Genomic DNA, 22,283 nt, shown 5'->3' with positions numbered 1-22,283 from the left:
GCGTACGGCGGCTCCTGCGAGGCGGCTGGTCGAGCGGGGCCGCCCGGGGGACCGGCCGCTGCCGGGTGCTACCAGCTCGGCGGGCTGGCGATGCTGCGGGCGACGACGTCGTCCAGCACCCGCACCGTCGTGGCGACGTCGTGCTGGGAGTTGTCGATGATCGGCAGGCCGGAGCCGTACCAGCCGGCCATCCGCCCGTGGATCCTGGCCACCTCTTCGTCGGACAGCCGGCGGTTGCCGCTGCGCCGGGCGTTGCGCTCCAGGACGATCTCCAGGCCGGGCAGCAGCACGACCGGCAGCAGACCGGGGCCCACATGACGCTTCCAGCCGCCGAGGCCGACGACCGGCCGGTCGGGGAAGACGGCATCGTCGAGGATGCACGAGATGCCGTTGGCGAGGAAGTTGCGGGCGGCGAAGCCGCAGGTGCGGCGGGCGAGGCGGTACTGCGCCTCGGAGTGCTCGTTCCAGCCGGACTGCGGGTCGGCGAAGCCGGACCGGACCCATTCGCGGACGTCGTCGAGGCTGATGTGCGCGGTCGGCACCCGCCGGGTGTCGGCCCAGTGGCGCGCCACGCTGGTCTTGCCGGCCCCGGCCGGACCGATCAGCAGCACGGCGACGGCGGCGTACGCGGCGTCCGGCGCGGCGGTGTCGGTGGGCGGGCTGGGCAGCGGCACCGGGGCGCCCGGGGGCAGCTGCACATGGCCGGTGGGGTCCGTGCTGTGCGGGGCGGGCGGGGCCTGCTGGGGCGCGGGCCCGTGCCGGCCCTGGCCGGGGGCGGGCTGCTGTGTGGGCAGAGGCGGGGCCGCGGGGGCCGGCGGCGAAGCGGGCGGGGGGTGCTGGCCCGGGTTGGGCGTCCAGTTCATGGCGGCACCGGGTGATGCCTGCCCGTGGGGCGGTGGCAGCGGAGCCCCCACTGCGTTGTGCATCCGGTGGCTCTCCGTCTCGTGCGGTCGATGTGGTGCGGTGCTCCGCCGGACAACGCCGGGCGGTGCTCCCGGGCGGTGCTCCCGGGCAGCCGGGCCCGGCTGCCCGGTGCGTCATGCGGTAACCCACCGGCCCGAAGAGGCCGTTGCGCCCCACGGCGGCCGGCATGGTGGTACTGCTGCGAACGGTACCCTCCCGCGCGCGGCCGGAGCGCTCTCCGCCCCCGGCGCTCGGTGGAGGAACGCCGGGGGCGGAAAGACGTGCCTGTGGGGGCGTCAGCCGTCCAGTTCCCCGGCCAGCGCACGGAGCGCGAGACGGTACGAGCCGATACCGAAGCCGGCGACCGTACCGCTGGCGACGGCCGCGATGACCGAGGTGTGGCGGAACTCCTCGCGCGCGTACGGGTTCGAGATGTGCACCTCGATCAACGGGGCGGTGCGCTGGGCGGCCGCGTCCCGCATGCTGTACGAATAGTGCGTGAAGGCACCGGGGTTGATGACGACCGGAACCGATCCGTCGGCGGCCTCGTGCAGCCAGCGGATCATCTCCCCCTCGTCGTTGGTCTCCCGGACCTCGGCCTCGAAGCCCAGCTCCTTGCCCAGCCGGGAGCACTCCTCGACCAGCCCGGCGTAGGAGGTGGCGCCGTAGACATCGGGCTCACGGGAGCCCAGCCGGCCGAGGTTGGGGCCGTTGAGGACGAGCACCCGCCGGGTCACGAGGCGATCTCCGCATGCGCGGCGAGCAGCATCGCCGGGTCCGGGCCCTCCAGGACGGTCGGCTTGGCCAGGCCGTCCAGGACGATGAAGCGCAGCCGGTCGCCGCGGGACTTCTTGTCGACCTTCATCGTCTCCAGCAGCTTGGGCCACTGGTCGCCCCGGTAGGTCAGCGGCAGCCCGACGGACTCCAGGACCGAGCGGTGCCGGTCGGCGGTGACGTCGTCCAGGCGGCCGGCGATCCGGCCGAGTTCGGCGGCGAAGACCATGCCGACGGAGACGGCCGCGCCGTGCCGCCAGTTGTAGCGCTCGTTCTTCTCGATGGCATGCGCCAGCGTGTGGCCGTAGTTGAGGATCTCGCGCAGCCCGGACTCCTTGAGGTCCGCGGAGACCACCTCGGCCTTGACCCGGATCGCCCGCTCGATCAGCTCGGCGGTGTGCGGGCCGTCGGGGCGCTTGGCGGCCTCCGGGTCCGACTCGATCAGTTCGAGGATCGCCGGGTCGGCGATGAAGCCGGCCTTGATGACCTCGGCCAGACCGGAGACGTAGTCGTTGACCGGCAGCGAGTCGAGCGCGGCCAGATCGCAGAGCACTCCGGCCGGCGGATGGAAGGCGCCGACGAGGTTCTTGCCCTCGGCGGTGTTGATGCCGGTCTTGCCCCCGACCGCCGCGTCCACCATGCCCAGGACCGTGGTCGGCACCGCGATCCAGCGCACCCCGCGCAGCCAGGTCGCGGCGACGAAGCCGGCCAGGTCGGTGGTGGCGCCGCCGCCGACCCCGACGAGCACATCGCTGCGGGTGAAGCCGGACTGGCCGAGCGCCTTCCAGCAGTACGCCGCGACCTCGGCGGTCTTGGACTCCTCGGCATTCGGCAGCTGGATGGCGATCGCCTCGTAGCCCTGGACGGCCAGGTCCTCGCGCAGCGCCTCGCCGGTGGCGGCCAGCGCCTCCGGGTGCAGCACCGCGACCCGCCCGCCCGTCGCCCGCCGCCGCCCCGAGTCGACACGCTCCGCGGCGCTGTGGCTCCCGCCGCCGATCAGGCCCGGGAGTTCGCCGAGCAGCTGCCGCCCGACGAGCACCTCGTACGGGTCGGTGCCCGCCGTGCCGCCGACCTGGATACGGGTGGCCTGCTCCGTCATGCCTGTTCCTCCCTGTGGGCGGCCTGCGGGCTCTGCCCCGCGGCCTGCCGTAGCTCCAACGCGTCCAGGACCGCCTCGGCGACCTGCTCGGGCGTGCGCTCCTCCGTGGCGAGCACGGCGCGCGCGACCTCGGTGTACAGCGGGCGGCGCCGCTCCATCAGCTCGCGCCACTGCTTGCGCGGGTTGACGGCCAGCAGCGGGCGGGGCGCGTCGAGGCCCACCCGCTTGACGGCGTCGGCGAGTGCGACGTCCAGGAAGACCACCGGCAGGCCGGCCAGCAGCTTGCGGGTGCCGTCGTCCAGGATCGCGCCGCCGCCGAGCGAGAGCACCCCGGGGTGGCTCGCCAGCGCGTCACGCACCGCCGTCCGCTCCAGCTCGCGGAAGTGCGGCTCGCCCTCGTCGATGAAGATCTCGGCGATCGGCCGGCCGGCCGTGGCGACGACATCGGCGTCGGTGTCCCGGTAGCCGACGCCCAGCCGCCCGGCCAGCAGCGCGCCCACCGTCGACTTGCCGGCCCCGGGCGGGCCGACCAGCACGACGAGCGGCGACGTCATCGGATCGCCAGGTTGTCGAGGAAGGTCTGCACATTGCGGCGGGTCTCCGGCACGCTGTCGCCGCCGAACTTCTCCAGCACCGCGTCCGCCAGCACGAGGGCCACCATCGCCTCGGCGACGATGCCCGCGGCCGGCACGGCGCAGACGTCCGAGCGCTGGTGGTGCGCCTTGGCCGCCTCGCCCGTGCTCACATCGATGGTCGCCAGCGCCCGCGGCACCGTCGCGATCGGCTTCATCGCGGCCCGCACCCGCAGCAGCTCGCCGGTCGTCAGCCCGCCCTCGGTGCCGCCGGAGCGGCCCGAGCTGCGCTTGATCCCGTCGTCGGTCGAGAGGATCTCGTCATGGGCCTTCGAGCCCGGCGCCCGCGCCAGGTCGAAACCGTCGCCGACCTCGACGCCCTTGATCGCCTGGATGCCCATGAGGGCGGCGGCCAGCCGGGCGTCCAGACGCCGGTCCCAGTGGACGTGCGAGCCGAGACCCACCGGCACGCCGTACGCCAGCACCTCGACCACACCGCCGAGGGTGTCGCCGTCCTTGTGGGCCTGGTCGATCTCGGCGACCATCGCCTTGCTCGCGTCCGCGTCCAGGCAGCGCACCGGGTCGGCGTCCAGCTTCGCCACATCGGAGGGCTTCGGGTAGACCCCGTACGGGGCCTTGGCCGCGGCCAGCTCGACGACGTGCGAGACGATCTCGATACCGGCCGTCTCCTTCAGGAAGGAGCGGGTGACCGCGCCCAGGGCGACCCGGGCGGCGGTCTCGCGGGCGGAGGCGCGCTCCAGGATCGGGCGGGCCTCGTCGAAGCCGTACTTCTGCATCCCGGCGAGGTCGGCGTGGCCGGGACGGGGACGGGTCAGCGGTGCGTTACGGGCCAGCGCGGCCAGCTCCTCCGGGTCCACCGGATCGGCCGCCATCACCTGCTCCCACTTGGGCCACTCGGTGTTGCCGACCATCACGGCCACCGGCGAGCCCAGCGACAGCCCGTGCCGCACCCCGCCCAGGAACGTGACCTCGTCCTGCTCGAACTTCATCCGGGCACCGCGGCCATAGCCGAGCCGGCGCCGGGCCAGGGCGTCCGCCACCATCTCGGTGGTGATCGGGACTCCGGCCGGAAGGCCCTCCAGCGTCGCCACGAGTGCGGGGCCGTGCGACTCCCCCGCCGTCAGCCAGCGCAACCTGCTCAACGGTGCTCCTCATGTACTGCTCATCCGCGTACGGTCTCCCCCCGATCCTCCCACGTCGCCCGCCACGGGCGGCGCCCAGTCCAGGGGGCGGACCGGACGCGCAGGGGCAGCGTGGGCGGTCCTGGCCGAACCGGTCGGGTCAGCGGGCGGCGAGCGCCGCCTCGCCGGCCGCGCGCATCGCGGCCAGCGGCGCCGGGGACCGGCCCGTCATCTGCTCCACCTGCAGTACGGCCTGGTGGACCAGCAGGTCGAGGCCGCCGACCACGGCGCCGCCGCGGCCGGCCCAGGCGGCGGCCAGCGCCGTCGGCCAGGGCTCGTAGAGGACGTCGAAGAGCGTGCCGGGCCGCTCGGGAACGGCGGCGGCGAGCGCGTCGGTGGTGCCCGCCGGGGTGGTGGCAATCGTCAGCGGCGCCTCGAAGGCCGCGGCGGCGTCCTCCCAGGCGGCGGTGCGGACCGTCACCCCCAGCCGCTCGCCCCAGCCCCGCATCTCGTCGGCGCGCGCCCGGCTGCGGACGTACGCGGTGACCTCACCGGTACAGATACGGGAGAGCGCAGCGAGCGCCGAGGAGGCGGTGGCGCCGGCGCCCAGCACCGACGCCCGCGCGACCTGCCGCACCCCGCGTTCACGCAGGGCGGCGAGCATGCCGGGGATGTCGGTGTTGTCGCCGAGGCGGCGCCCGTCGGCGGTGAGGACGACGGTGTTCACCGCTTCGACCGAGGACGCGGTGGCGCTGATCTCGTCGAGCAGCGGGATCACCGCGCGCTTGAGCGGCATGGTCAGCGACAGGCCCGCCCAGGTGGCGTCCAGGCGCTCCATGAACGCGGGCAGCGCCGCCTCGCCGACCTCGTGACGGTCGTATGTCCAGTCACTCAGCCCCAGCTCCCGGTAGGCGACGCGGTGCAGCACCGGCGAGAGGGAGTGGGCGATCGGGGAGCCGAGGACCGCGGCTCTCTTGTTGTCGGACACGCTCCGGCCTCAGTTCTGCTTCTGTGCTTGCTGCCGCCTGTTGAATTCCTTGACGAGCTTCATATGATCGGTGAGATTCGTGGTGAATTCCGTCTTCCGCCCGTCGATCGAGATGAAGTAGAGCCACCTCTTGGTATTGTCCGGGTTGACCGCCGCCTTCAGCGCGTCGTCCCCGGGGTTTCCGATCGGGCCGGGCGGCAGGCCACGATAGAAATAGGTGTTGTACGGGTCGTCGTAGTGGCGGATCTCGTTCGTACTGATATCGATTTTGCTCTGGTTCTTCAGGTAGTTGAAGGCCGAGTCGAATTCGATCTTCTGGTTGGTGTCCGTATTGCTCGGGTCGAGCCGGTTGTAGACAACCGCGGCCATTTTCCGGAAGTCATCGTGCGTCCTGCCCTCGGCCTGGGTGAGGCTGGCGACGGTGATCAGCTGCAGCGGAGACTTCAGATGGAACTTCTGGGCGTTCGCCTCCAGGTCGTAATTCGCGTACACCTGGTTCGCCCGCGCCACCATCTGCTTCAGGACCGCGGCCGGCTTCGCCTTTTCTCCGACGCTGTAGGTCGACGGATAGAGGAAGCCCTCCAGCGGGTCCTTTATCTTCGGGGAATCGTTGGCCCACGACGGCAGCCCGAGGTTCTTGGTCTCGGACTTGGCGACGTCCTTGGTCGTGCCCTCCTTGAGGCGGAGCTTTTTGTCGATGAGTTTGTAGACGTCGCCGGAGCGCAGTCCCTCACGGATCGTGAGCTTGTTTCGGCTCTTGGGGTCCAGCATCAGCTCGATGGCCGAGGCCCCCGACATCCGCTTGCGCAGCGAGTATGTGCCGGGCTGGAGGTTTTTCGCGTTCTTGTTCTCGCCGGCCGCCTCGGTGAATGCGCCGGCGCTCTTGATGACGCCCTCGCGCTGGAGGATCTGGCCCATCTCCGAGAGCAGCGAACCGTCCGGGATGTCGACCTGGACGGCACCGGAGCCCCCACCCGTGTAGTCGGGAGCCGATCCGAAGTGAGCCTTGAAGAAGTCGTAGCCGAAATAGCCGACCGCGCCCACGGCTCCGGCGAAGACCAGCGCGACGACCAGGCAGGCGGTACCGCTGCGCCGTTTGTTCTTCTTGCCCCGGCGCTCGCGGCCGGACCGGCCCCGGTCGCGCGGGTCGTCGTCGGGGCCGTCGTCCTCGCTGTCGGCGAAGAACGCATGCTCCGGCTCCGGTTCACGAGGCCCCGGTTCGGCCCGCCAGTCGTCGCCGGCGCCGTCGCCCTCGTCGTAGTACGGCTCCGTGTGCTGCGGATACTGCGGGCTCTGCTGCTGCGGATGCGGCGGCTGCTGGTACTGCTGCTGCATGTGCTGCTGTTGCTGCAGCTGCTCTTGCTGTAGCTGTAGCTGTTCTTGCTGCAGCTGCTGCCGCAGATGCTGCGGCTGTGGCGGCGGGTAGGCGTCCGGGGCCGCGTAGTAGTCGGGGCTCGCCCCGCTGTACGGGTCGACCGGCGGCTGCTGACCGTAGGGGTCGTACGGGTCGTACGGCAGCTGCCCGCCCTGCGAGGTGTCCCAGCCGCCGTTGTAGTGCTGCTGGGCGTAGGGGTCGGCCTGCTGCTGGGGGTACCGGTGGGCCTGCGGTCCGTCCCACTGAGGCTGCTGCGCATGGCCTCCCGAGGGACCCGGCTCTCCGTAGAGCGGGTCCTCGGGGTACCACGGTTCGGAGCCGTAGCCCCGGCCATACTCGGTCATCGATCCCCTAGAGCCGAGAGGCGGTGCGCTCCGGACCGGCAGCGCGCTTGCGGTACCCGACCCGCCTCTACTTGCACGCGCGGCTGTTCGAACGCCGCACATCGCGCGGAACGTTACCGTACCGCCATCAGATGACCACTTCGACGCTCTCGCCGGGAGGTTCCCCACAGACGCGTTCGGCCTCCAGTGCGCTCTGCAGGATGACCACCGCGGCCGCCTGGTCGACCACCGAGCGGCCCTTCTTGCTCCGCACGCCCGAGGCCCGCAGACCCTGGGTCGCGGTGACCGTCGACATCCGCTCGTCGACCAGCCGGACCCCTACGGGTGCGATGTTCCGGGCCATCTCCTGGGCGAAGGCCCGGACCTTGGCCGCGGCCGGCCCCTCTCCCCCGTTGAGGGAGCGGGGCAGGCCGACCACGACTTCGAGAGGTTCGTACTCCTCGACGATCGCCTTGAGACGGCGGTGTGCTGACGGGACGTCACGTCCCGGCACGGTCTCGACGGGGGTGGCGAGGACCCCGTCGGGGTCGCACGAGGCGACCCCGATACGGGCGTCCCCGACATCCACGGCGATGCGCCGGCCGCGTCGCATCTCACTCACGCGCGTCAGGCCGCCTCGGCGACGAGGCGCTCGACGGCCTCGATGGCCTCGGGCACCGCGGCGGCGTTCTGGCCGCCACCCTGGGCGACGTCCGGCTTGCCGCCGCCACCGCCACCGAGCGTCTTGGCGGCCGTACGGACCAGGTCACCGGCCTTGATGCCGCGCTCGCGGGCGGCCTCGTTGGTGGCGATGACCGTCACCGGGCGGCCGTTGGCCACGGTGAAAAGGGCCACAACGACGGCACGGTCGCCCTGGATCCGGCCGCGTACGTCGAGCACCAGCTTGCGCAGGTCGTCGGCGGAGGTACCGTCCGGTACCTGGCCGGCGGCCAGCGCCACCCCACGGACGTCCTTGGCACCCTCGGCCAGCCCGGCGGCGGCCTGCAGCACCTTCTCGGCGCGGAACCTCTCGATCTCCTTCTCGGCATCCTTCAGCTTGGTCAGGACGCCGGAGATCTTCTCGGGCAGCTCCTCCGGGCGTCCCTTGACCAGCTCGGTGAGCTGGGAGACCACGGTGTGCTCACGGGCCAGGAACTTGTAGGCGTCCACGCCGACCAGCGCCTCGACGCGGCGTACGCCGGAGCCGATGGAGGACTCGCCGAGCAGCTTCACCAGGCCCAGCTGAGCGGTGTTGTGGACGTGGGTGCCGCCGCACAGCTCCTTGGAGAAGTCACCGATGGTGACCACCCGGACGCGGTCGCCGTACTTCTCGCCGAATTCGGCGATGGCGCCCTGCTTCTTGGCGTCCTCCATGCTCATGACCTCGGCATGGACGTCGAGCTCACGGGCCAGCACCTCGTTGATCTTCTGCTCGACGTCCGTGAGGACCCCGCCGGGCACGGCGGCCGGCGAGCCGAAGTCGAAGCGGAAGCGGCCCGGGGAGTTCTCCGAGCCGGCCTGGGCGGCCGTCGGGCCGAGGGCGTCGCGCAGCGCCTGGTGGGTGAGGTGGGTGGCGCTGTGGGCACGGGCGATGGCGCGCCGGCGGGTGACGTCGATGGTGGCGTACGCGGCGGAGCCGAGCAGCACCTCGCCGACCTGGACGACGCCCTTGTGGACCGTGACACCGGGGACCGGCTGCTGGACGTCGCGGACCTCGACGACGGCGCCGGAGTCGAGCTTGATCCGGCCGGTGTCGGCGAGCTGGCCGCCGCCCTCGGCGTAGAAGGGGGTGCGGTCCAGGACGACCTCGACCTCGTCGCCCTCGTGGGCGGCGGGCGCCGAGCCGCCGTTGACCAGCAGACCGACGACGGTGGACTCGCCCTCGGTGGCGCTGTAGCCGGTGAACTCCGTGGCACCGGAGGTGTCGGCGACCTCACGGTAGGCGGACAGGTCGGCGTGGCCGTGCTTCTTGGCACGGGCGTCGGCCTTGGCGCGGTCCCGCTGTTCCGTCATCAGGCGGCGGAAGCCGTCCTCGTCCACCGAAAGGCCCTGCTCCGCGGCCATTTCGAGGGTGAGGTCGATCGGGAAGCCCCAGGTGTCGTGGAGCAGGAAGGCCTTGTCGCCGGGCAGGATCGTGCCGCCCGAGGCCTTGGTGTCGGTGACGGCGGTGTCGAGGATGTTGGTGCCGGCCTTCAGCGTCTTGACGAAGGCGGCCTCCTCGGCGAGGGCGACGGTCTCGATGCGGCGGCGGTCCTCGATCAGCTCCGGGTACTGCTGGCCCATGGTCTTGATGACCACGTCCAGCAGCTCGCCGATGACCAGGCCGGTGGCACCGAGCAGCCGCATGTTACGGATGGCGCGGCGCATGATGCGGCGCAGGACGTAGCCGCGGCCCTCGTTGCCGGGGGTGACGCCGTCGCCGATGAGCATCGTGGACGTACGGATGTGGTCGGCGACGACGCGCAGCGAGACATCGGTGGCGTCCGAGGCGCCGTAGCGCACGCCGGAGAGCTCGGTGGCCTGGTCGATGACGACGCGCAGGGTGTCCGTCTCGTACATGTTCGGGACGTCCTGCAGGATCATCGCCAGGCGTTCGAGGCCGAGGCCGGTGTCAATGTTCTTGCTGGGCAGCTCGCCGAGGATCTCGAAGTCCTCCTTGCCGGTGCCCGCGCCCCGCTCGTACTGCATGAAGACGAGGTTCCAGATCTCCACATACCGCTCGTCGTTGACGGCCGGGCCGCCCTCGACGCCGAATTCCGGGCCGCGGTCGTAGTTGATCTCGGAGCACGGGCCGCAGGGGCCCGGGACGCCCATGGACCAGTAGTTCTCCTTCTTGCCCAGCCGCTGGATGCGCTCGGCGGGGACGCCGATGACGTCACGCCAGATGCGCTCGGCCTCGTCGTCCTCCAGGTAGACCGTGATCCACAGACGCTCCGGGTCGAGGCCGTAGCCACCGTCGGCCTGCGAGCCGGTCAGCAGCTCCCAGGCGTACTTGACGGCGCCTTCCTTGAAGTAGTCGCCGAAGGAGAAGTTGCCGCACATCTGGAAGAACGTGCCGTGCCGGGTGGTCTTGCCGACCTCTTCGATGTCCGGCGTGCGCACGCACTTCTGGACGCTGGTGGCACGCGGGGCGGGCGGCTTGACCTCACCGAGGAAGTACGGCTTGAAGGGGACCATGCCCGCGTTGACGAGCAGCAGCGTCGGGTCGTCCGCGATGAGCGACGCCGACGGCACGACGGTGTGCCCGCGCTCCTCGAAGAAGCGCAGCCAGCGGCGGCGGATTTCAGCCGACTCCATCAGTGGTCCTCTTTTCCAGTCGGTCCGGTCAGACCGGTAGGTCCGGTTGTTCTCGTGGTGCGGTACTGCGGTTCGAGCACCGCGCGGCGCGGCGCGGGCAGCTCGCGCACCTCACCCGTCCCGCCGAGGCCCAGGGCCTCGTGCAGCTGTTCTTCACGGTCCGCCATTCCGGTCCGTACGTCCAATGCAAATTGGCGCAGCCGGTGTCCGGTCTCGACGGCCTTGTCCGCGGCCTGTGCGGCGAGGCTGTCGGGCTGCAGCTTGCGCAGCTTGCGGTGGACCTTGCTGGTGGCCCAGACCCCGGCGGCGGCGCCGGTGGTGAACCAGAATGCGCGGCGGAACATCGCTGTGATCAGTCCTTGGAGCGGCGGTTGCGGCGCCCGCCGCGGCGGGCGCCGGGCAGGGTACGGCCGAGGACGACGGTGCGCTCGGGCTCCGGCTCGCCCTTCTTGCCGATCGCACGGCGCACGCCGTAACCGAACGCCGCCACCTTGACCAGCGGACCGCCGAAGGCGGAGGAGACGGTCGAGGAGAGCGCGGAGGCGTTGGCGGTGACCTCTTGGACGTCGGCGGCGATGGCGTCGACGCGGGCCAGCTGGGTGTGCGCGGAGCGGACGGTCGCGGAGGCGTCGGCGAGGAGCGGAACGGCCTGCTCGGACACGTCGGCCACCATCTTGGTGGTCGCCTTGAGCGTCTGCGCGAGCCTCACCAGCACGAGGGCGAGGAACGACACGAGGATCGCCCAGAAGACGGCCACGAGGATCCCGGCCACCTCTCCACCGGACACGTTGGCACCACTCTCCGACTGATTTGGTCTGGGCTCGTTCCCGCTCGGCTCTCCCGCTCGAACGGCAACCTTGACCTTATCGCGCCGTGACTGTCCGTCCGTACCCCGTTCCCCGTGGCGCGGAGTGGACGCCCGGGGAAACGGGAGGCGTGATTGTACGGTCCGCAACCTGCCGAGTACGCTCCGTGTGCCATGCGACGCCTCACGCGCCCCGGCCCTGCTCCCCGCCCCTCCCCAGCGCTTCCGGGGGCGCCCCGAAAGCCGGGGAACCTGCCCGTGGAGCTCAACCGTTTTCTCGGCCGCCAGGACGAACTGGCCACGCTGGCACGGGAGCTGGAGTCCTCCCGGCTGGTGACGCTCACCGGCCTCGGCGGCATCGGCACCTCACGGCTTGCCCGCCATGGTGCAGCGATCTTGCAGGATCGCTTCTGCGATGGAGTGTGGCTGGTCGAACTGGCTTCCCTGCGCGAGCCTCACCTCCTTGACCACACCGTCGCCGAGGTGTTGGGGGCCGCCGACCACAGCGGGCGCCCGGTGCGCGCCGCACTGTGCGACCTCCTCGCCGACCGGGACCTGCTGCTCGTCCTGGACGGCTACGAGCACCTGGTCGACGCCTGTGCCGAGCTGACCGGGCAGTTACTGCGCCGCGCCCCCGGGCTGCGGGTGCTGGCCGCGGGCCGGCGGCCGCTCGGGCTCGACGGCGAACGGAATGTGCCACTGGGGCCGCTGAACACCGCCGATGCGACCGCCCTGTTCGCCGACCGGGCCGCGGCCGTCGTCGCCGGATTCACCGTCGGGCCGTCCAACGAGATGGCGGTCACCCAGCTCTGCGACCGGCTCGACGGCATTCCGCTCGCGCTGGAGCTGGCCGCCGGGCGGCTGCGGGCGCTGTCCGTGGACCAGGTGCTGCACCGGCTCGACGACCGTTTCCGGCTGCTGACCGGCACCCGCCCGCGGCGCTCCCTTGGGCTCTCGGCTCCGCTCGGGCAGGGTGGCCCCCCATCCCTGGCCCCGGCTCCCCTCGCCCAGGGCAACCCCCCGCCCCGCCACCGGACGCTGCGTACCGCGATCGGCTGGAGCCATGAGCTGTGCACGTCCGGGGAACGGCTGCTGTGGGCGCGGCTGTCGGTCTTCGCCGGGCAGTTCGACCTGGAGGCGGCCGAGTACGTCTGCTCGGGGCCGGAGCTGCCGGCCGATGAACTCCTCGACGTCCTTGCGGAGTTGGTCGCCCAGTCGGTGCTCGTACGCGAGGAGACCGCGGCCGGGGTGCGCTACCGGATGCTGGAGACCGTACGGGCCTACGGCGAGGACTGGCTGGCGGCGACACCCGACGCGGGGCGGCTGCGACGCCGGCACCGGGACTGGTATCTGGGGCTGGCCACCTTCTGCGAACTGGACTGGTTCAGCTCCCGGCAGGCCGAGATCGCGGTCCGGATCGAGGCCGAGCTGCCCAATTTGCGGGTGGCGCTGGAACAGAGCCTTCAGAGCCCGGCCGATACCCACCTGGGCCAGTATCTGGCGGGCACCCTGTGGTTCTACTGGGTGGGCTGCGGCCGGCTCGCGGAGGGCCGGCACTGGCTGGACCGGGCCCTGGAGCTGGAGGGCAACCATGACGAGGCCCGGATGAAGGCGCTGTGGGTGGCCGGTTATGTCGCGGTGGTCCAGGGGGACACCGTCGGCGCGCTGGGGGCCCTGCAGGAGTGCCGCGAGGAGGCCGAGCGGACCGGCAACGCCACCGCGGCGGCGTATGCCCTGCACCGCACCGGCTGTCTGGCACTGGTCTGTGACGACATGCCGCGCGCCGAGAAGCTGCTGCGCGCGGCGCTGCTGCGCTACCGGGAGATCGGCGAGCTGAACAGCAATGTGCTGCTGGCGCAGGTCGAGCTGGCGATGGCGGTCGCCTTCCGGGGCGAGCTGGCGGACGCGGTGCGTCTGTGCGAGGACGTCGTGGAGGTGTGCGAGGAGCACGGCGAGCGCTGGACGCTGGCCTACGCCCAGTACGTGCTGGCGTACGCGGCATGGTCCCGCGGCGACGGCGGGCGGGCCCGTGCGCTGCTGGAGGAGTGCCTGGCCATCGACCACACCTTCCACGATCTGCTGGGGGCGGTGCTGGCGATCGAGCTGCTGGCCCTGGTGACGCTCGGCGAGGGCGACGCGGAGGAGGCGGCGGTGCTGCAGGGCGCCGCGGGGCGGATCTGGCCGTCGGTGGGGCTGCCGCTGTTCGGCTCGCGCCACTTCCACCACCCGCATGCGCGTTGCGAGGAGCAGGCGCGCGAGCGGCTGGGAGCCGCGCGCTACGAGTACTGCCGGCGCGCGGGCGAGCGGCTCGACCTGGACGCGGCGGTGGCCCGGGTCCTGCGGCCCGCCGGCCGGCTGCCCGCACGGCTGCCTGCGGTGCGGATCACGGCGCCCGGCACGAACGAGCCCGCCGCCTCCCCCTCCGCGAGCGGCGGGGAGACGGCGGGCTGAGCGTGGTGCTGCGCCTGCAGTGGTGCTTAGCGGGCGTAGTACTCGACGACGAGCTGCTCGTCGCAGATCACCGGGATCTCCTTGCGGTTCGGGTCCCGGTCGAGGCGGAACGCCAGAGCCGGCAGGTTGACCTCGAGGTAGCGCGGGGTCTCACCGTCGGTGTCGTAGCCACCCTCGCGGGCGACCTGGAAGGGGTGCTTCTCGCGGCTGCGCTCGCGGACCATCACGACGTCGCCGGGGCGGACGCGGAAGGACGGCTTGTCGACCTTGCGGTCGTTCACCGAGATGTGGCCGTGGACGACCATCTGACGAGCCTGGTAGATGGTGCGGGCGATGCCCGACCGCAGGACGAGCGCGTCCAGACGGCGCTCAAGCTCGATGATCAGCGCTTCGCCGGTCTTGCCTTCGACCTTCCGAGCGCGGTCGTAGGCACGCGCCATCTGGCGCTCGCTGATGTCGTACTGCGCACGCAGGCGCTGCTTCTCGAGCAGACGGACCTTGTAGTCACTGCTCTGCTTGCGGCCACGGCCGTGCTCGCCGGGCGGGTAGGGACGGGCCTCGAAGTACTTGACGGCCTTCGGCGTCAGGGCGATGCCGAGCGCGCGGGACTTCTTGACCTTGGGACGCGACTGGTTCACGTGGAACGGACCTCCGTGTAAGTTAGGTGAGGCTTACCTTAGCGCGAGGAGAACGCATGTTTCGACCTGGGATCCCCCTGCCCCGTGCACACCGCACCGAGGCGGGTCAGCCGCGTCCCGTGGAAGACGCCCAGCAGCCCACTGCCGCCGAGCGCGTACGGACCCTCGTCGAGTCCAATGGTATGGCGTCTGTGAGCATCCCCGGCGTCGAGGACTCCGACGAATCCGGTCTCTCGGCTCCCGTATGCCGCACCGTGACACCCGACGGAGACGTGCTGTTGCTGGTTCCCGGCGACTCCGCGGCGGCTCGGTCGGCCGCACACGCCCAGGACGACGATCTGGCGGCCGTGATGGAGATCACGGACGTCGCACCCGTTTCGGTGCCTCATCGCATCCGCGGACGGGCCTGGGTGGCCGGCTGGCTGACCCCCGTACGCAATGGTCAGCGCGCCGAGGCCGCGATGCTGCTCGCAAAGCGGCACCCGGTGGGCGAACTGCTCGGCATCGGTGAGGCGCTGCAGCCCGACCCGGCACCGGGCATGTACGGGCGCACCGCCTGGATGATGCTGCGCCTGGAGGTCGGCGAGGGCGCGGTGGACGACCTGTGGGGCGCCGAGCCCGTCGAACCCGACGCGTTCGCCGCCGCGGCCCCCGATCCGCTGGCCGCCCATGAGGCGGATCTGCTGCAGCATCTGCACGCGGCGCACAGCGAGCAGGTGCGCGGGCTGTGTGCCCTGCTGGGCGACCGCGGCGAGCTGTGCGGACTGCGCGACCAGGCCGTGCCGGTGGGCCTGGACCGCTTCGGGCTGCGGGTGCGCTTCACGGACCCCGAGCAGCGGTCCTTCGACGCGCGGTTCGACTTCCCCGAGCCCGTACGGGACGTGGCGGAGCTGCGGCGGGCGATGCATGTGCTCTTCGAGGCGGCGGCCGGGTAGGCGGGGGCTGCCGGGGCCTGCGCCCCGGCCCCGGCCCCGGCCCCGGCCCCGGCGGGATTATTCGGCGGCACCCGCGCCGGAGTCCGAACGCAGGCGGACCCGGACGCGCTCGACCACATCGGCATAGCGCGCCTCCGCACCATGGCGGGTGGGCTCGTAATACCGCTTGCCGTGCACCTCGTCCGGCGCGTACTGCTGGGCCGCGATGCCGCCCGGGAGGTCGTGGGGGTACTGATACCCCTGGCCGTGGCCGAGCTTCTGAGCGCCCTTGTAGTGGCTGTCGCGCAGATGCGGCGGTACCGCACCCGCCTGACCGGCGCGGACGTCCGCCAAGGCGGCATCGATCGCCATATACGCGGCGTTCGACTTCGGTGCCAGGGCGAGTGCGATGGTGGCCTGGCTCAGCGTGATCCGCGCCTCCGGGAAGCCGATCAGCGCGACGGCCTGGGCGGCGGCGACCGCGGTCTGCAGGGCCGTCGGATCGGCCAGGCCGATGTCCTCGCTCGCCGAGATCATCAGCCGGCGGGCGATGAACCGCGGATCCTCCCCCGCCTCGATCATGCGCGCGAGGTAGTGCAGCGCGGCATCGACGTCCGAGCCCCGGATGGACTTGATCAGCGCACTGGCGACGTCGTAGTGCTGGTCGCCGTCACGGTCATACTTCACCGCCGCCCGGTCGACCGACTCCTCCAGCGCCCGGAGGGTGATCTCCTTCTCACCCTGGGCCAGCGCGGAGCCGGCGCCGGCCTCCAGCGCCGTCAGCGCCCGCCGGGCATCGCCGCCCGCGATCCGCAGCAAATGCCCCTCGGTGTCCTCGGGGAGGGTGACCGAGCCTGCCAGCCCGCGCGCATCGGTCAGCGCGCGCCGCAGCAGCCTGCGCAGATCGTCGTCCGTGAGGGGTTCGAGGGTCAGCAGCAGCGAGCGGGACAGCAGTGGCGAGATCACCGAGAAATACGGGTTCTCGGTCGTCGCGGCGATCAGGGTGACCCAGCGGTTCTCCACGGCCGGCAGCAGGGAATCCTGCTGGGCCTTGCTGAAGCGGTGGATCTCGTCGAGGAAGAGGACGGTCTCCTTGCCGTAGCCGCCCGAGGCGCGGCGGGCACCGTCGATGACCGCGCGGACCTCCTTGACACCCGCCGTGATCGCGGAGAGCTCCACGAAGCGCTTGTTCGTCGCCTGGCTGACGACATGGGCGAGAGTCGTCTTGCCGATGCCCGGCGGCCCCCACAGGAAGACCGAGGACGGCCCCGCGGGGCCCCCGCTGCCCTCGCCGACCAGCCGGCGCAGCGGCGAGCCCGGCTTGAGCAGATGCTGCTGGCCCACGACTTCGTCGAGGGTGCGCGGACGCATCCGCACGGCGAGCGGGGACCCCGCGGGGTCCTTCTCCTGACGGTCTTCGGCAGCGGCGGTGAACAGGTCGGGCTCCACGATCACGAGCCTATGCCACCCCACTGACAACGCCCCGGCCGCCGTCATCGACGGCGGCCGGGGCGTGGAGCTACGAAGCCCTAGATCAGGCTGTTCCAGTACGACCACCACTTGGTGAGGATCAGCAGGGCGATCACGCCGTACCAGAGCACCGGTACGACCCAGTGGAACTCCAGTACCGTCCGGCGCAGCCCCTCGGGGGCCGGGATGATGCCGTGCCTGAGGTTGTGCGCGGTGGTGTACCAGAACATCAGGATGGTCACGCACCAGGTCAGCGTGCACCACAGGCACAGGGAGTTGATGCTGTACAGCGACTGGGACATCAGCCACATGCAGAAGACCGCAGCGAGACCGGTGCCGGTGTTCAGCCCGATCCAGTACCAGCGGCGGAAGCGGGCACCCGCCAGCAGGGCCATCCCGATCGCGACGACCACGCCGAAGCCGACCAGCCCGGCCATCGGGTTCGGGAAGCCGAAGACCTCCGCCTGCTTGCTCTGCATCACACTGCCGCAGGAGATGATCGGGCTGAGGCTGCAGGCCGGCTTGAAGTTCGGGTCCTTCAGCAGCTCGAACTTGTCCAGGGTGATGACCCAGGCCGCGAGGATGCCCAGCGCGCCGGTGATCACCAGGAGCAGGGCGAAGCCGCGACCCGAGCCGATGGCGCCCGAGCCGCTCGCGCGGTCGTCGTCGGTGGACACGTCGTCAAGCGCTGTCGTCGTCATATCGCCGTTCCGTCGATCCCTCGGGAGATGGGGCTGAGCAAGCGGGCGCGCCCTCGCGGCACCGTCGTTCATTCTGCCCCAACTCCACCACGACCCGGTGTGCGATGAGCATAAAGACGAGGCGGCGGAACACAGGGTTCTCTCAGCATCCGCTCCGCCGCGGCCTGCCCTGTTGCCCGTCCGGGGGCGGGCCACCGCCGGTGCGGGAGCGCCGGAATCCCTCCGCCGGGATGAATACGCTGCCGGGCATTGACACCCGCCCGGCAGCCCGAGGGGCCCGCGTGGTCCGCCTGCCGTGCGGCCTCAACCCAGCGTGCGCCGGACCTCCTCGGCCACGCCGTCCAGCGCGACCGCGGTCTGCTCGCCGCTCTCCAGATCCTTGAGCTGGACGACGCCCTCGGCGAGGTCCCGCTCACCCGCGACGAGCGCCAGCCGCGCGCCGGAGCGGTTGGCGGACTTCATGGCGTTCTTCAGCCCCTTGCCGCCGAACGCGAAGTCGGTGGCGACGCCGGCCCGGCGCAGCTCGGTCACCACACCGAACAGCACCCGGCGGGCCTCCTCGCCGAGCGGCACCGCGTACACGGCGGTGGCGGCGGGGATGTCGAGCGTGATGCCCTCGGCCTCCAGCGCCAGCACCGTTCGGTCCACGCCCAGCGCCCAGCCGACGGACGGCAGCGCGGGGCCGCCGATCATCTCCGACAGGCCGTCGTAGCGGCCGCCGCCGCCCACCGCTGACTGCGCGCCGAGGCCGTCGTGGACGAACTCGAAGGTGGTGCGGGTGTAGTAGTCCAGGCCGCGCACCAGCTTCTCGTCGTCCTCGAAGGCCACGCCCGCCGCGGTCAGCAGCTCGCGCACCTGCTCGTGGTACGCCTTGCAGGCCTCGCAGAGGTGGTCGCGGAGCCTGGGCGCCCCGTCGAGCTGCTTCTGCACCGCCTCGCGCTTGTCGTCCAGGACGCGCAGCGGGTTGATGTCCACCCGGCGCCGGGTGTCCTCGTCCAGGTCGAGCCCGCGCAGGAAGTCCTGCAGCGCGGCGCGGTAGAGGGGGCGGCACTCCTTGTCGCCCAGGGAGTTCAGCAGGATGCGGAACTCCCGCAGCCCCAGCGCCCGGTAGGCCTGGTCTGCCAGGATGATCAACTCGGCGTCCAGCGCCGGGTCTTCGGCACCGATGGCCTCGGCGCCGACCTGGGAGAAGTGGCGGTAACGGCCCTTCTGCGGACGCTCGTAGCGGTAGTACGAGCCGGAGTACCAGAGCTTGACGGGGAGGTTGCCCGCCTTGTGGAGGCCGGCCTCCAGCGCGGCGCGCAGCACGGACGCGGTGCCCTCGGGGCGCAGCGCCAGCTGGTCACCGCCCTTGGTCTCGAAGGCGTACATCTCCTTGGTCACGATGTCGGTGGACTCGCCGACACCGCGCGCGAACAGCTCGACGTTCTCGAAGCCCGGCGTCTCGATGTAGCCGTATCCGGAGTTCTTCAGCGGCGCGGCGATCGCCTCGCGCACCGCAAGATAGGTGGCGGACTGCGGCGGAATAAGGTCGTACGTGCCCTTGGGGGCCTTGAAGGTGCTCACGGAAGCTCTCGTCACATTCCTCGTCGTGGAGCGGCGCTGAGGCCGTCTCCGAGGCCGGCGGCCACCTCCCGCAGGAAGGGGTTGGTGGCGCGCTCGCGGCCGATGGTGGTCTGGGGGCCGTGGCCGGACAGGACGACGGTCGAGTCCTCCAGCGGCAGGCACACACGCGCCAGCGACTGCAGGATCTCGGCGTGATCGCCGCCCGGCAGGTCGGTGCGTCCGATGGAGCCGGCGAACAGCAGGTCGCCCGAGAAGAAGACCGGCGGGCACCCCTGATGCGCTGGGGTGGCCGCCTGCTCAGGCATCCGGAAGGTCACCGACCCCTTGGTATGGCCCGGGGCGTGCGCGACGGAGAATTCCATCCCGGCGAGTTCCAGGGCGGCACCGTCGCTCAGCTCCTTGACGTCGTCCGGCTCCCCCACGGTGAGTTCGCCCATGAGCTGCTGACCGATGGAGCGGCCGATGGCCTTCTCCGGGTCGCTCATCATGTAGCGGTCGGCGGGGTGGATCCAGGCCGGGACATCGTGCGCGCCGCACACCGGGACCACGGAGGCGACATGGTCGATGTGGCCATGGGTGAGGACGACCGCGACGGGCTTGAGCCGATGCTTTGCGACCGCGTCCTCGACACCTTGAGCGGCCTGGTGGCCCGGGTCGATGATGACGCACTCCTCGCCGGCGGCGGGGGCGACCAAGTAGCAGTTGGTGCCCCAGGCCCCGGCAGGGAACCCGGCAATCAGCACGTTCGTCCTTAAGGGTCGGTGTGGAGGTCGGTCCGCGGGACCGCTTCTCCCTCGGATCTCGGCAGCTCCAGAGCCTACCGGCGGGACTCCCGGCAGGGCGAACCCGTATACCGTACGGCCACGGCGCACGAGCGCGATCAATGATCGGACAAGGAGACGACCGGTGGTCAGCAAAGATCAGCGGCGGCGGCAGCTCGCCCGGGAGAAGTACGAGCGTCAGCGGCAACGGCGGTCCGCGGACCAGCGGAAGACCAAACGCCGCAAGGTGATCCTCGCCTCCGTCGTGGCCGTCGCGCTGGCCGCCGGCGCCGCGGTCTACGCCTCCGCCGGCCTCGCGGGCGGAGGCGACCAGAAGTCCCGCCGGGCCGCGGCGGATCCGGCACCGTCCAAGGCACCGGATCCCTGCAACAAGCCCGCGAAGGGCACGCCGTCGACGAAGACCTGGCCGAAGGAGCCGTCGATGTCCCTCGACACCTCGGCCTCCTACTCCGCGAAGCTGGCGACGACCTGCGGCACGATCGCGCTGAAGCTGGACGCCGGCAAGGCGCCGCACACGGTCAACTCCTTCGCCTTCCTGGCCGCCCAGGGCTACTTCGACCACAGCAGGTGCCATCGCCTGGTGGACCAGGGGATCCACGTCCTGCAGTGCGGCGACCCGAAGGGCACCGGCCAGGGCACCCCCGGCTACACCATCCCGGACGAGAACCTCAAGGACCCGCGGCTCAAGGGCGGCGTCTATCCGGCGGGCACGGTCGCGATGGCCAACCGCTATGACGGCACGAGCGACAAGACCCGCAACTCCGGCGGCAGCCAGTTCTTCCTCGTCTACCAGGACAGCAAGCTGCCCCCTGACTACACACCGTTCGGCACCGTCACGGGCGGTATGGACGTGCTGCAAAAGATCGCCAAGGCCGGTTCGACGACCGACCCGCAGACCCGCAACTCCGCGCCCAACGCCACCGTGGTGATCGACAAGGCATCGGTGCGGAAGTCCTGACCTGCCGGGCCGCCGCGGGGCGGTGCCGCGGCACCGCCCCGTGCGAACCACGGAATTTCGTCGTGCTGGATGCGGACAGCTGACCGCCGGTCGCCTAGATTGGCGTTGGGTAGGGTGCCTGCTCCGACGGCTGCCACCCTCACCCGCAACTCAGCCCGTCGGACCGGCCAGGGCGTGGCTCTGCCGGACAGAAACTGTGGACGATGCCGGGGGGCCGCACGCCCCCGTCGGCATCATGTGGAGGAGGCGCTGTGAGCAGCGACCCATGGGGCCGCGTCGACGAGACGGGGACCGTGTACGTGCGTACCACCGAGGGCGAGCAGGTCGTCGGATCGTGGCAGGCGGGAACTCCCGAGGAGGCTCTCGCCTACTTCGAGCGCAAGTATGAGGGCCTGGTCGTCGAGATCGGCCTCCTCGAGCGCCGGGTCAAGACCACCGACCTGTCGGCGAAGGACGCAACGACCGCGATCGACCATCTGCGCACCCAGGTCGACGAACACCATGCGGTGGGCGATCTGGCGGCGCTGCGCAAGCGGCTGGACAGCCTCGTCGAGGCTGTCGAGTCGCGCCGCGAGGAGCGCAAGGCGCAAAAGGCCCGGCAGAGCGACGAGGCCCGGCACGCCAAGGAGAAGCTGGTCGCCGAGGCCGAGGAGCTGGCGGCCAGCGAGCAGTGGCGGGCGGCCGGCGAGCGGCTGCGTGCGCTGGTCGACGCCTGGAAGGGCCTGCCACGGCTCGACCGCAAGGCGGACGACGAGCTGTGGCACCGCTTCTCGCACGCCCGCTCGGCGTTCTCCAAGCGGCGCAAGGCGCACTTCGCGTCGCTGGACGCGCAGCGTGAGGAGTCCCGTAAGGCGAAAGAGAAGCTGGTCGCCGAGGCCGAGTCGCTGTCGAACTCGACGGACTGGGGGGCCACCGCGGCCCGCTACCGCGAGCTGATGGCGGACTGGAAGGCCGCGGGCCGGGCCCAGCGCGAGCACGAGGACGACCTGTGGAACCGCTTCCGCGGCGCCCAGGACGTCTTCTTCCAGGCCCGCGGCGAGATCTTCGCGGAGCGCGACGCCGAGGAGCGGGAGAACCTGACCCGCAAGGAGGAGCTGGCCGTCGAGGCCGAGAAGCTGCTCCCCGTCTCGGACCTGAAGGCCGCACGGTCGGCGTTCCGCGCGATCAACGAGCGGTGGGAGGCCATCGGCCATGTGCCGCGGGACGCCCGCCCCAAGATCGAGGGCCGGATGCACGCCGTCGAGCGCGCCCTCCAGGAGGCCGAGGAGACCGAGTGGCGCCGGACGAACCCTGAGGCGCGGGCCCGCGCCGCGGGGCTGACCGGCCAGCTGCAGGACGCGGTCGACAAGCTGGAGAAGCAGATCGACACCGCTCGGGCGGCGGGCAACAACGCCAAGGCCGACAAGCTCGGCCGGGAGCTGGCGGGCCGCAAGGAGCTGCTGGACCAGGCGCTCAAGGGCCTGGAGGAGTTCGGCGGCTGAGAAGCCCGGTGCACATGCGGCGGCCCCGGTACGGAGATCCGTAC

At 71.5% G+C, this 22,283-nt stretch carries 20 protein-coding genes; 4 read left to right on the top strand and 16 right to left on the bottom strand.

From position 1 onward, the window contains the following. Positions 1 to 68: 68 nt before the first annotated feature. The 11 genes from ACWGJY_RS16470 to ACWGJY_RS16420 form a co-directional block, all read right to left on the bottom strand. The gene (locus ACWGJY_RS16470) at positions 69 to 926 is read right to left on the bottom strand and encodes a Pro-rich N-terminal domain-containing protein (RefSeq protein WP_453261491.1); all 858 of its coding nucleotides are present in this window, start codon (positions 924 to 926) and stop codon (positions 69 to 71) included. Positions 927 to 1,199: 273 nt separating this feature from the next. Then, complete coding sequence (gene aroQ / locus ACWGJY_RS16465; protein WP_453261490.1) at positions 1,200 to 1,640, bottom strand: type II 3-dehydroquinate dehydratase; 441 nt, start codon at positions 1,638 to 1,640, stop codon at positions 1,200 to 1,202. After that, entirely contained in the window at positions 1,637 to 2,776 is a 1,140-nt protein-coding gene (gene aroB / locus ACWGJY_RS16460; protein WP_453261489.1) for a 3-dehydroquinate synthase, read from the bottom strand. Before aroB ends, aroQ begins: the two co-directional genes overlap by 4 nt. Next, positions 2,773 to 3,330 (bottom strand): shikimate kinase, encoded by a 558-nt coding sequence (locus tag ACWGJY_RS16455; RefSeq protein WP_453261488.1) that lies wholly within the window; start codon positions 3,328 to 3,330, stop codon positions 2,773 to 2,775. The genes aroB and ACWGJY_RS16455 overlap by 4 nt, the downstream gene beginning before the upstream one ends. Then, complete coding sequence (gene aroC, locus ACWGJY_RS16450; RefSeq protein ID WP_453261487.1) at positions 3,327 to 4,511, bottom strand: chorismate synthase; 1,185 nt, start codon at positions 4,509 to 4,511, stop codon at positions 3,327 to 3,329. The genes ACWGJY_RS16455 and aroC overlap by 4 nt, the downstream gene beginning before the upstream one ends. Before the next feature lie 139 nt (positions 4,512 to 4,650). Further along, positions 4,651 to 5,478, bottom strand: coding sequence for a shikimate dehydrogenase (locus ACWGJY_RS16445; RefSeq protein ID WP_453261486.1), 828 nt, complete (start codon positions 5,476 to 5,478; stop codon positions 4,651 to 4,653). Between the two features lie 9 nt (positions 5,479 to 5,487). Next, complete coding sequence (gene mltG / locus ACWGJY_RS16440; protein WP_453261485.1) at positions 5,488 to 7,197, bottom strand: endolytic transglycosylase MltG; 1,710 nt, start codon at positions 7,195 to 7,197, stop codon at positions 5,488 to 5,490. 127 nt (positions 7,198 to 7,324) lie between these two features. Further along, complete coding sequence (gene ruvX / locus ACWGJY_RS16435) at positions 7,325 to 7,789, bottom strand: Holliday junction resolvase RuvX (RefSeq protein ID WP_453261557.1); 465 nt, start codon at positions 7,787 to 7,789, stop codon at positions 7,325 to 7,327. Between the two features lie 14 nt (positions 7,790 to 7,803). Then, on the bottom strand, positions 7,804 to 10,473 hold the full coding sequence (gene alaS / locus ACWGJY_RS16430) for an alanine--tRNA ligase (protein WP_453261484.1): 2,670 nt from the start codon (positions 10,471 to 10,473) through the stop codon (positions 7,804 to 7,806). Continuing rightward, positions 10,473 to 10,817 carry a DUF6167 family protein gene (locus ACWGJY_RS16425; protein ID WP_453261483.1) on the bottom strand — a complete coding sequence of 115 codons (345 nt, stop codon included), beginning with the start codon at positions 10,815 to 10,817 and terminating at the stop codon, positions 10,473 to 10,475. The genes alaS and ACWGJY_RS16425 overlap by 1 nt, the downstream gene beginning before the upstream one ends. A gap of 8 nt (positions 10,818 to 10,825) precedes the next feature. Then, a complete protein-coding gene (locus ACWGJY_RS16420; RefSeq protein ID WP_453261482.1) occupies positions 10,826 to 11,260 on the bottom strand; it encodes a DUF948 domain-containing protein in 435 nt (144 codons plus the stop codon). A 192-nt stretch (positions 11,261 to 11,452) separates the two neighbouring features. Here ACWGJY_RS16420 and ACWGJY_RS16415 point away from each other — a divergent pair, with 192 nt between their 5' ends. After that, positions 11,453 to 13,729: an ATP-binding protein gene (locus tag ACWGJY_RS16415; RefSeq protein ID WP_453261481.1), complete on the top strand. Its 2,277-nt coding sequence runs from the start codon at positions 11,453 to 11,455 to the stop codon at positions 13,727 to 13,729. A gap of 26 nt (positions 13,730 to 13,755) precedes the next feature. Here the strand turns inward: ACWGJY_RS16415 and rpsD are convergent, their stop codons facing one another. Further along, positions 13,756 to 14,367 (bottom strand): 30S ribosomal protein S4, encoded by a 612-nt coding sequence (gene rpsD, locus ACWGJY_RS16410; RefSeq protein ID WP_030987289.1) that lies wholly within the window; start codon positions 14,365 to 14,367, stop codon positions 13,756 to 13,758. A gap of 182 nt (positions 14,368 to 14,549) precedes the next feature. Between rpsD and ACWGJY_RS16405 the strand changes: the two genes are divergently transcribed. After that, positions 14,550 to 15,302, top strand: a complete 753-nt coding sequence (locus ACWGJY_RS16405) for a DUF2470 domain-containing protein (protein ID WP_453261556.1) — start codon at positions 14,550 to 14,552, stop codon at positions 15,300 to 15,302. A 57-nt stretch (positions 15,303 to 15,359) separates the two neighbouring features. On the opposite strand, the gene ACWGJY_RS16400 is transcribed toward ACWGJY_RS16405, so the two are convergent. From ACWGJY_RS16400 to ACWGJY_RS16385, 4 genes are all read right to left on the bottom strand, one after another. Beyond that, entirely contained in the window at positions 15,360 to 16,730 is a 1,371-nt protein-coding gene (locus ACWGJY_RS16400; RefSeq protein ID WP_453261480.1) for a replication-associated recombination protein A, read from the bottom strand. Positions 16,731 to 16,810: 80 nt separating this feature from the next. Next, the gene (locus ACWGJY_RS16395; protein ID WP_453261479.1) at positions 16,811 to 17,452 is read right to left on the bottom strand and encodes a vitamin K epoxide reductase family protein; all 642 of its coding nucleotides are present in this window, start codon (positions 17,450 to 17,452) and stop codon (positions 16,811 to 16,813) included. A gap of 303 nt (positions 17,453 to 17,755) precedes the next feature. Next, positions 17,756 to 19,018, bottom strand: coding sequence for a histidine--tRNA ligase (gene hisS, locus ACWGJY_RS16390; protein ID WP_453261478.1), 1,263 nt, complete (start codon positions 19,016 to 19,018; stop codon positions 17,756 to 17,758). Between the two features lie 11 nt (positions 19,019 to 19,029). Next, positions 19,030 to 19,761, bottom strand: a complete 732-nt coding sequence (locus tag ACWGJY_RS16385) for an MBL fold metallo-hydrolase (RefSeq protein WP_453261477.1) — start codon at positions 19,759 to 19,761, stop codon at positions 19,030 to 19,032. A 163-nt stretch (positions 19,762 to 19,924) separates the two neighbouring features. Between ACWGJY_RS16385 and ACWGJY_RS16380 the strand changes: the two genes are divergently transcribed. Beyond that, positions 19,925 to 20,758, top strand: coding sequence for a peptidylprolyl isomerase (locus ACWGJY_RS16380; protein WP_453261476.1), 834 nt, complete (start codon positions 19,925 to 19,927; stop codon positions 20,756 to 20,758). Positions 20,759 to 21,009: 251 nt separating this feature from the next. Continuing rightward, positions 21,010 to 22,239 carry a DUF349 domain-containing protein gene (locus tag ACWGJY_RS16375; RefSeq protein WP_453261475.1) on the top strand — a complete coding sequence of 410 codons (1,230 nt, stop codon included), beginning with the start codon at positions 21,010 to 21,012 and terminating at the stop codon, positions 22,237 to 22,239. Positions 22,240 to 22,283 lie beyond the last annotated feature (44 nt).

The organism is Streptomyces sp. NPDC054765 (genome assembly GCF_053612065.1).
This window is presented reverse-complemented; position numbering and strand designations above follow the sequence as displayed.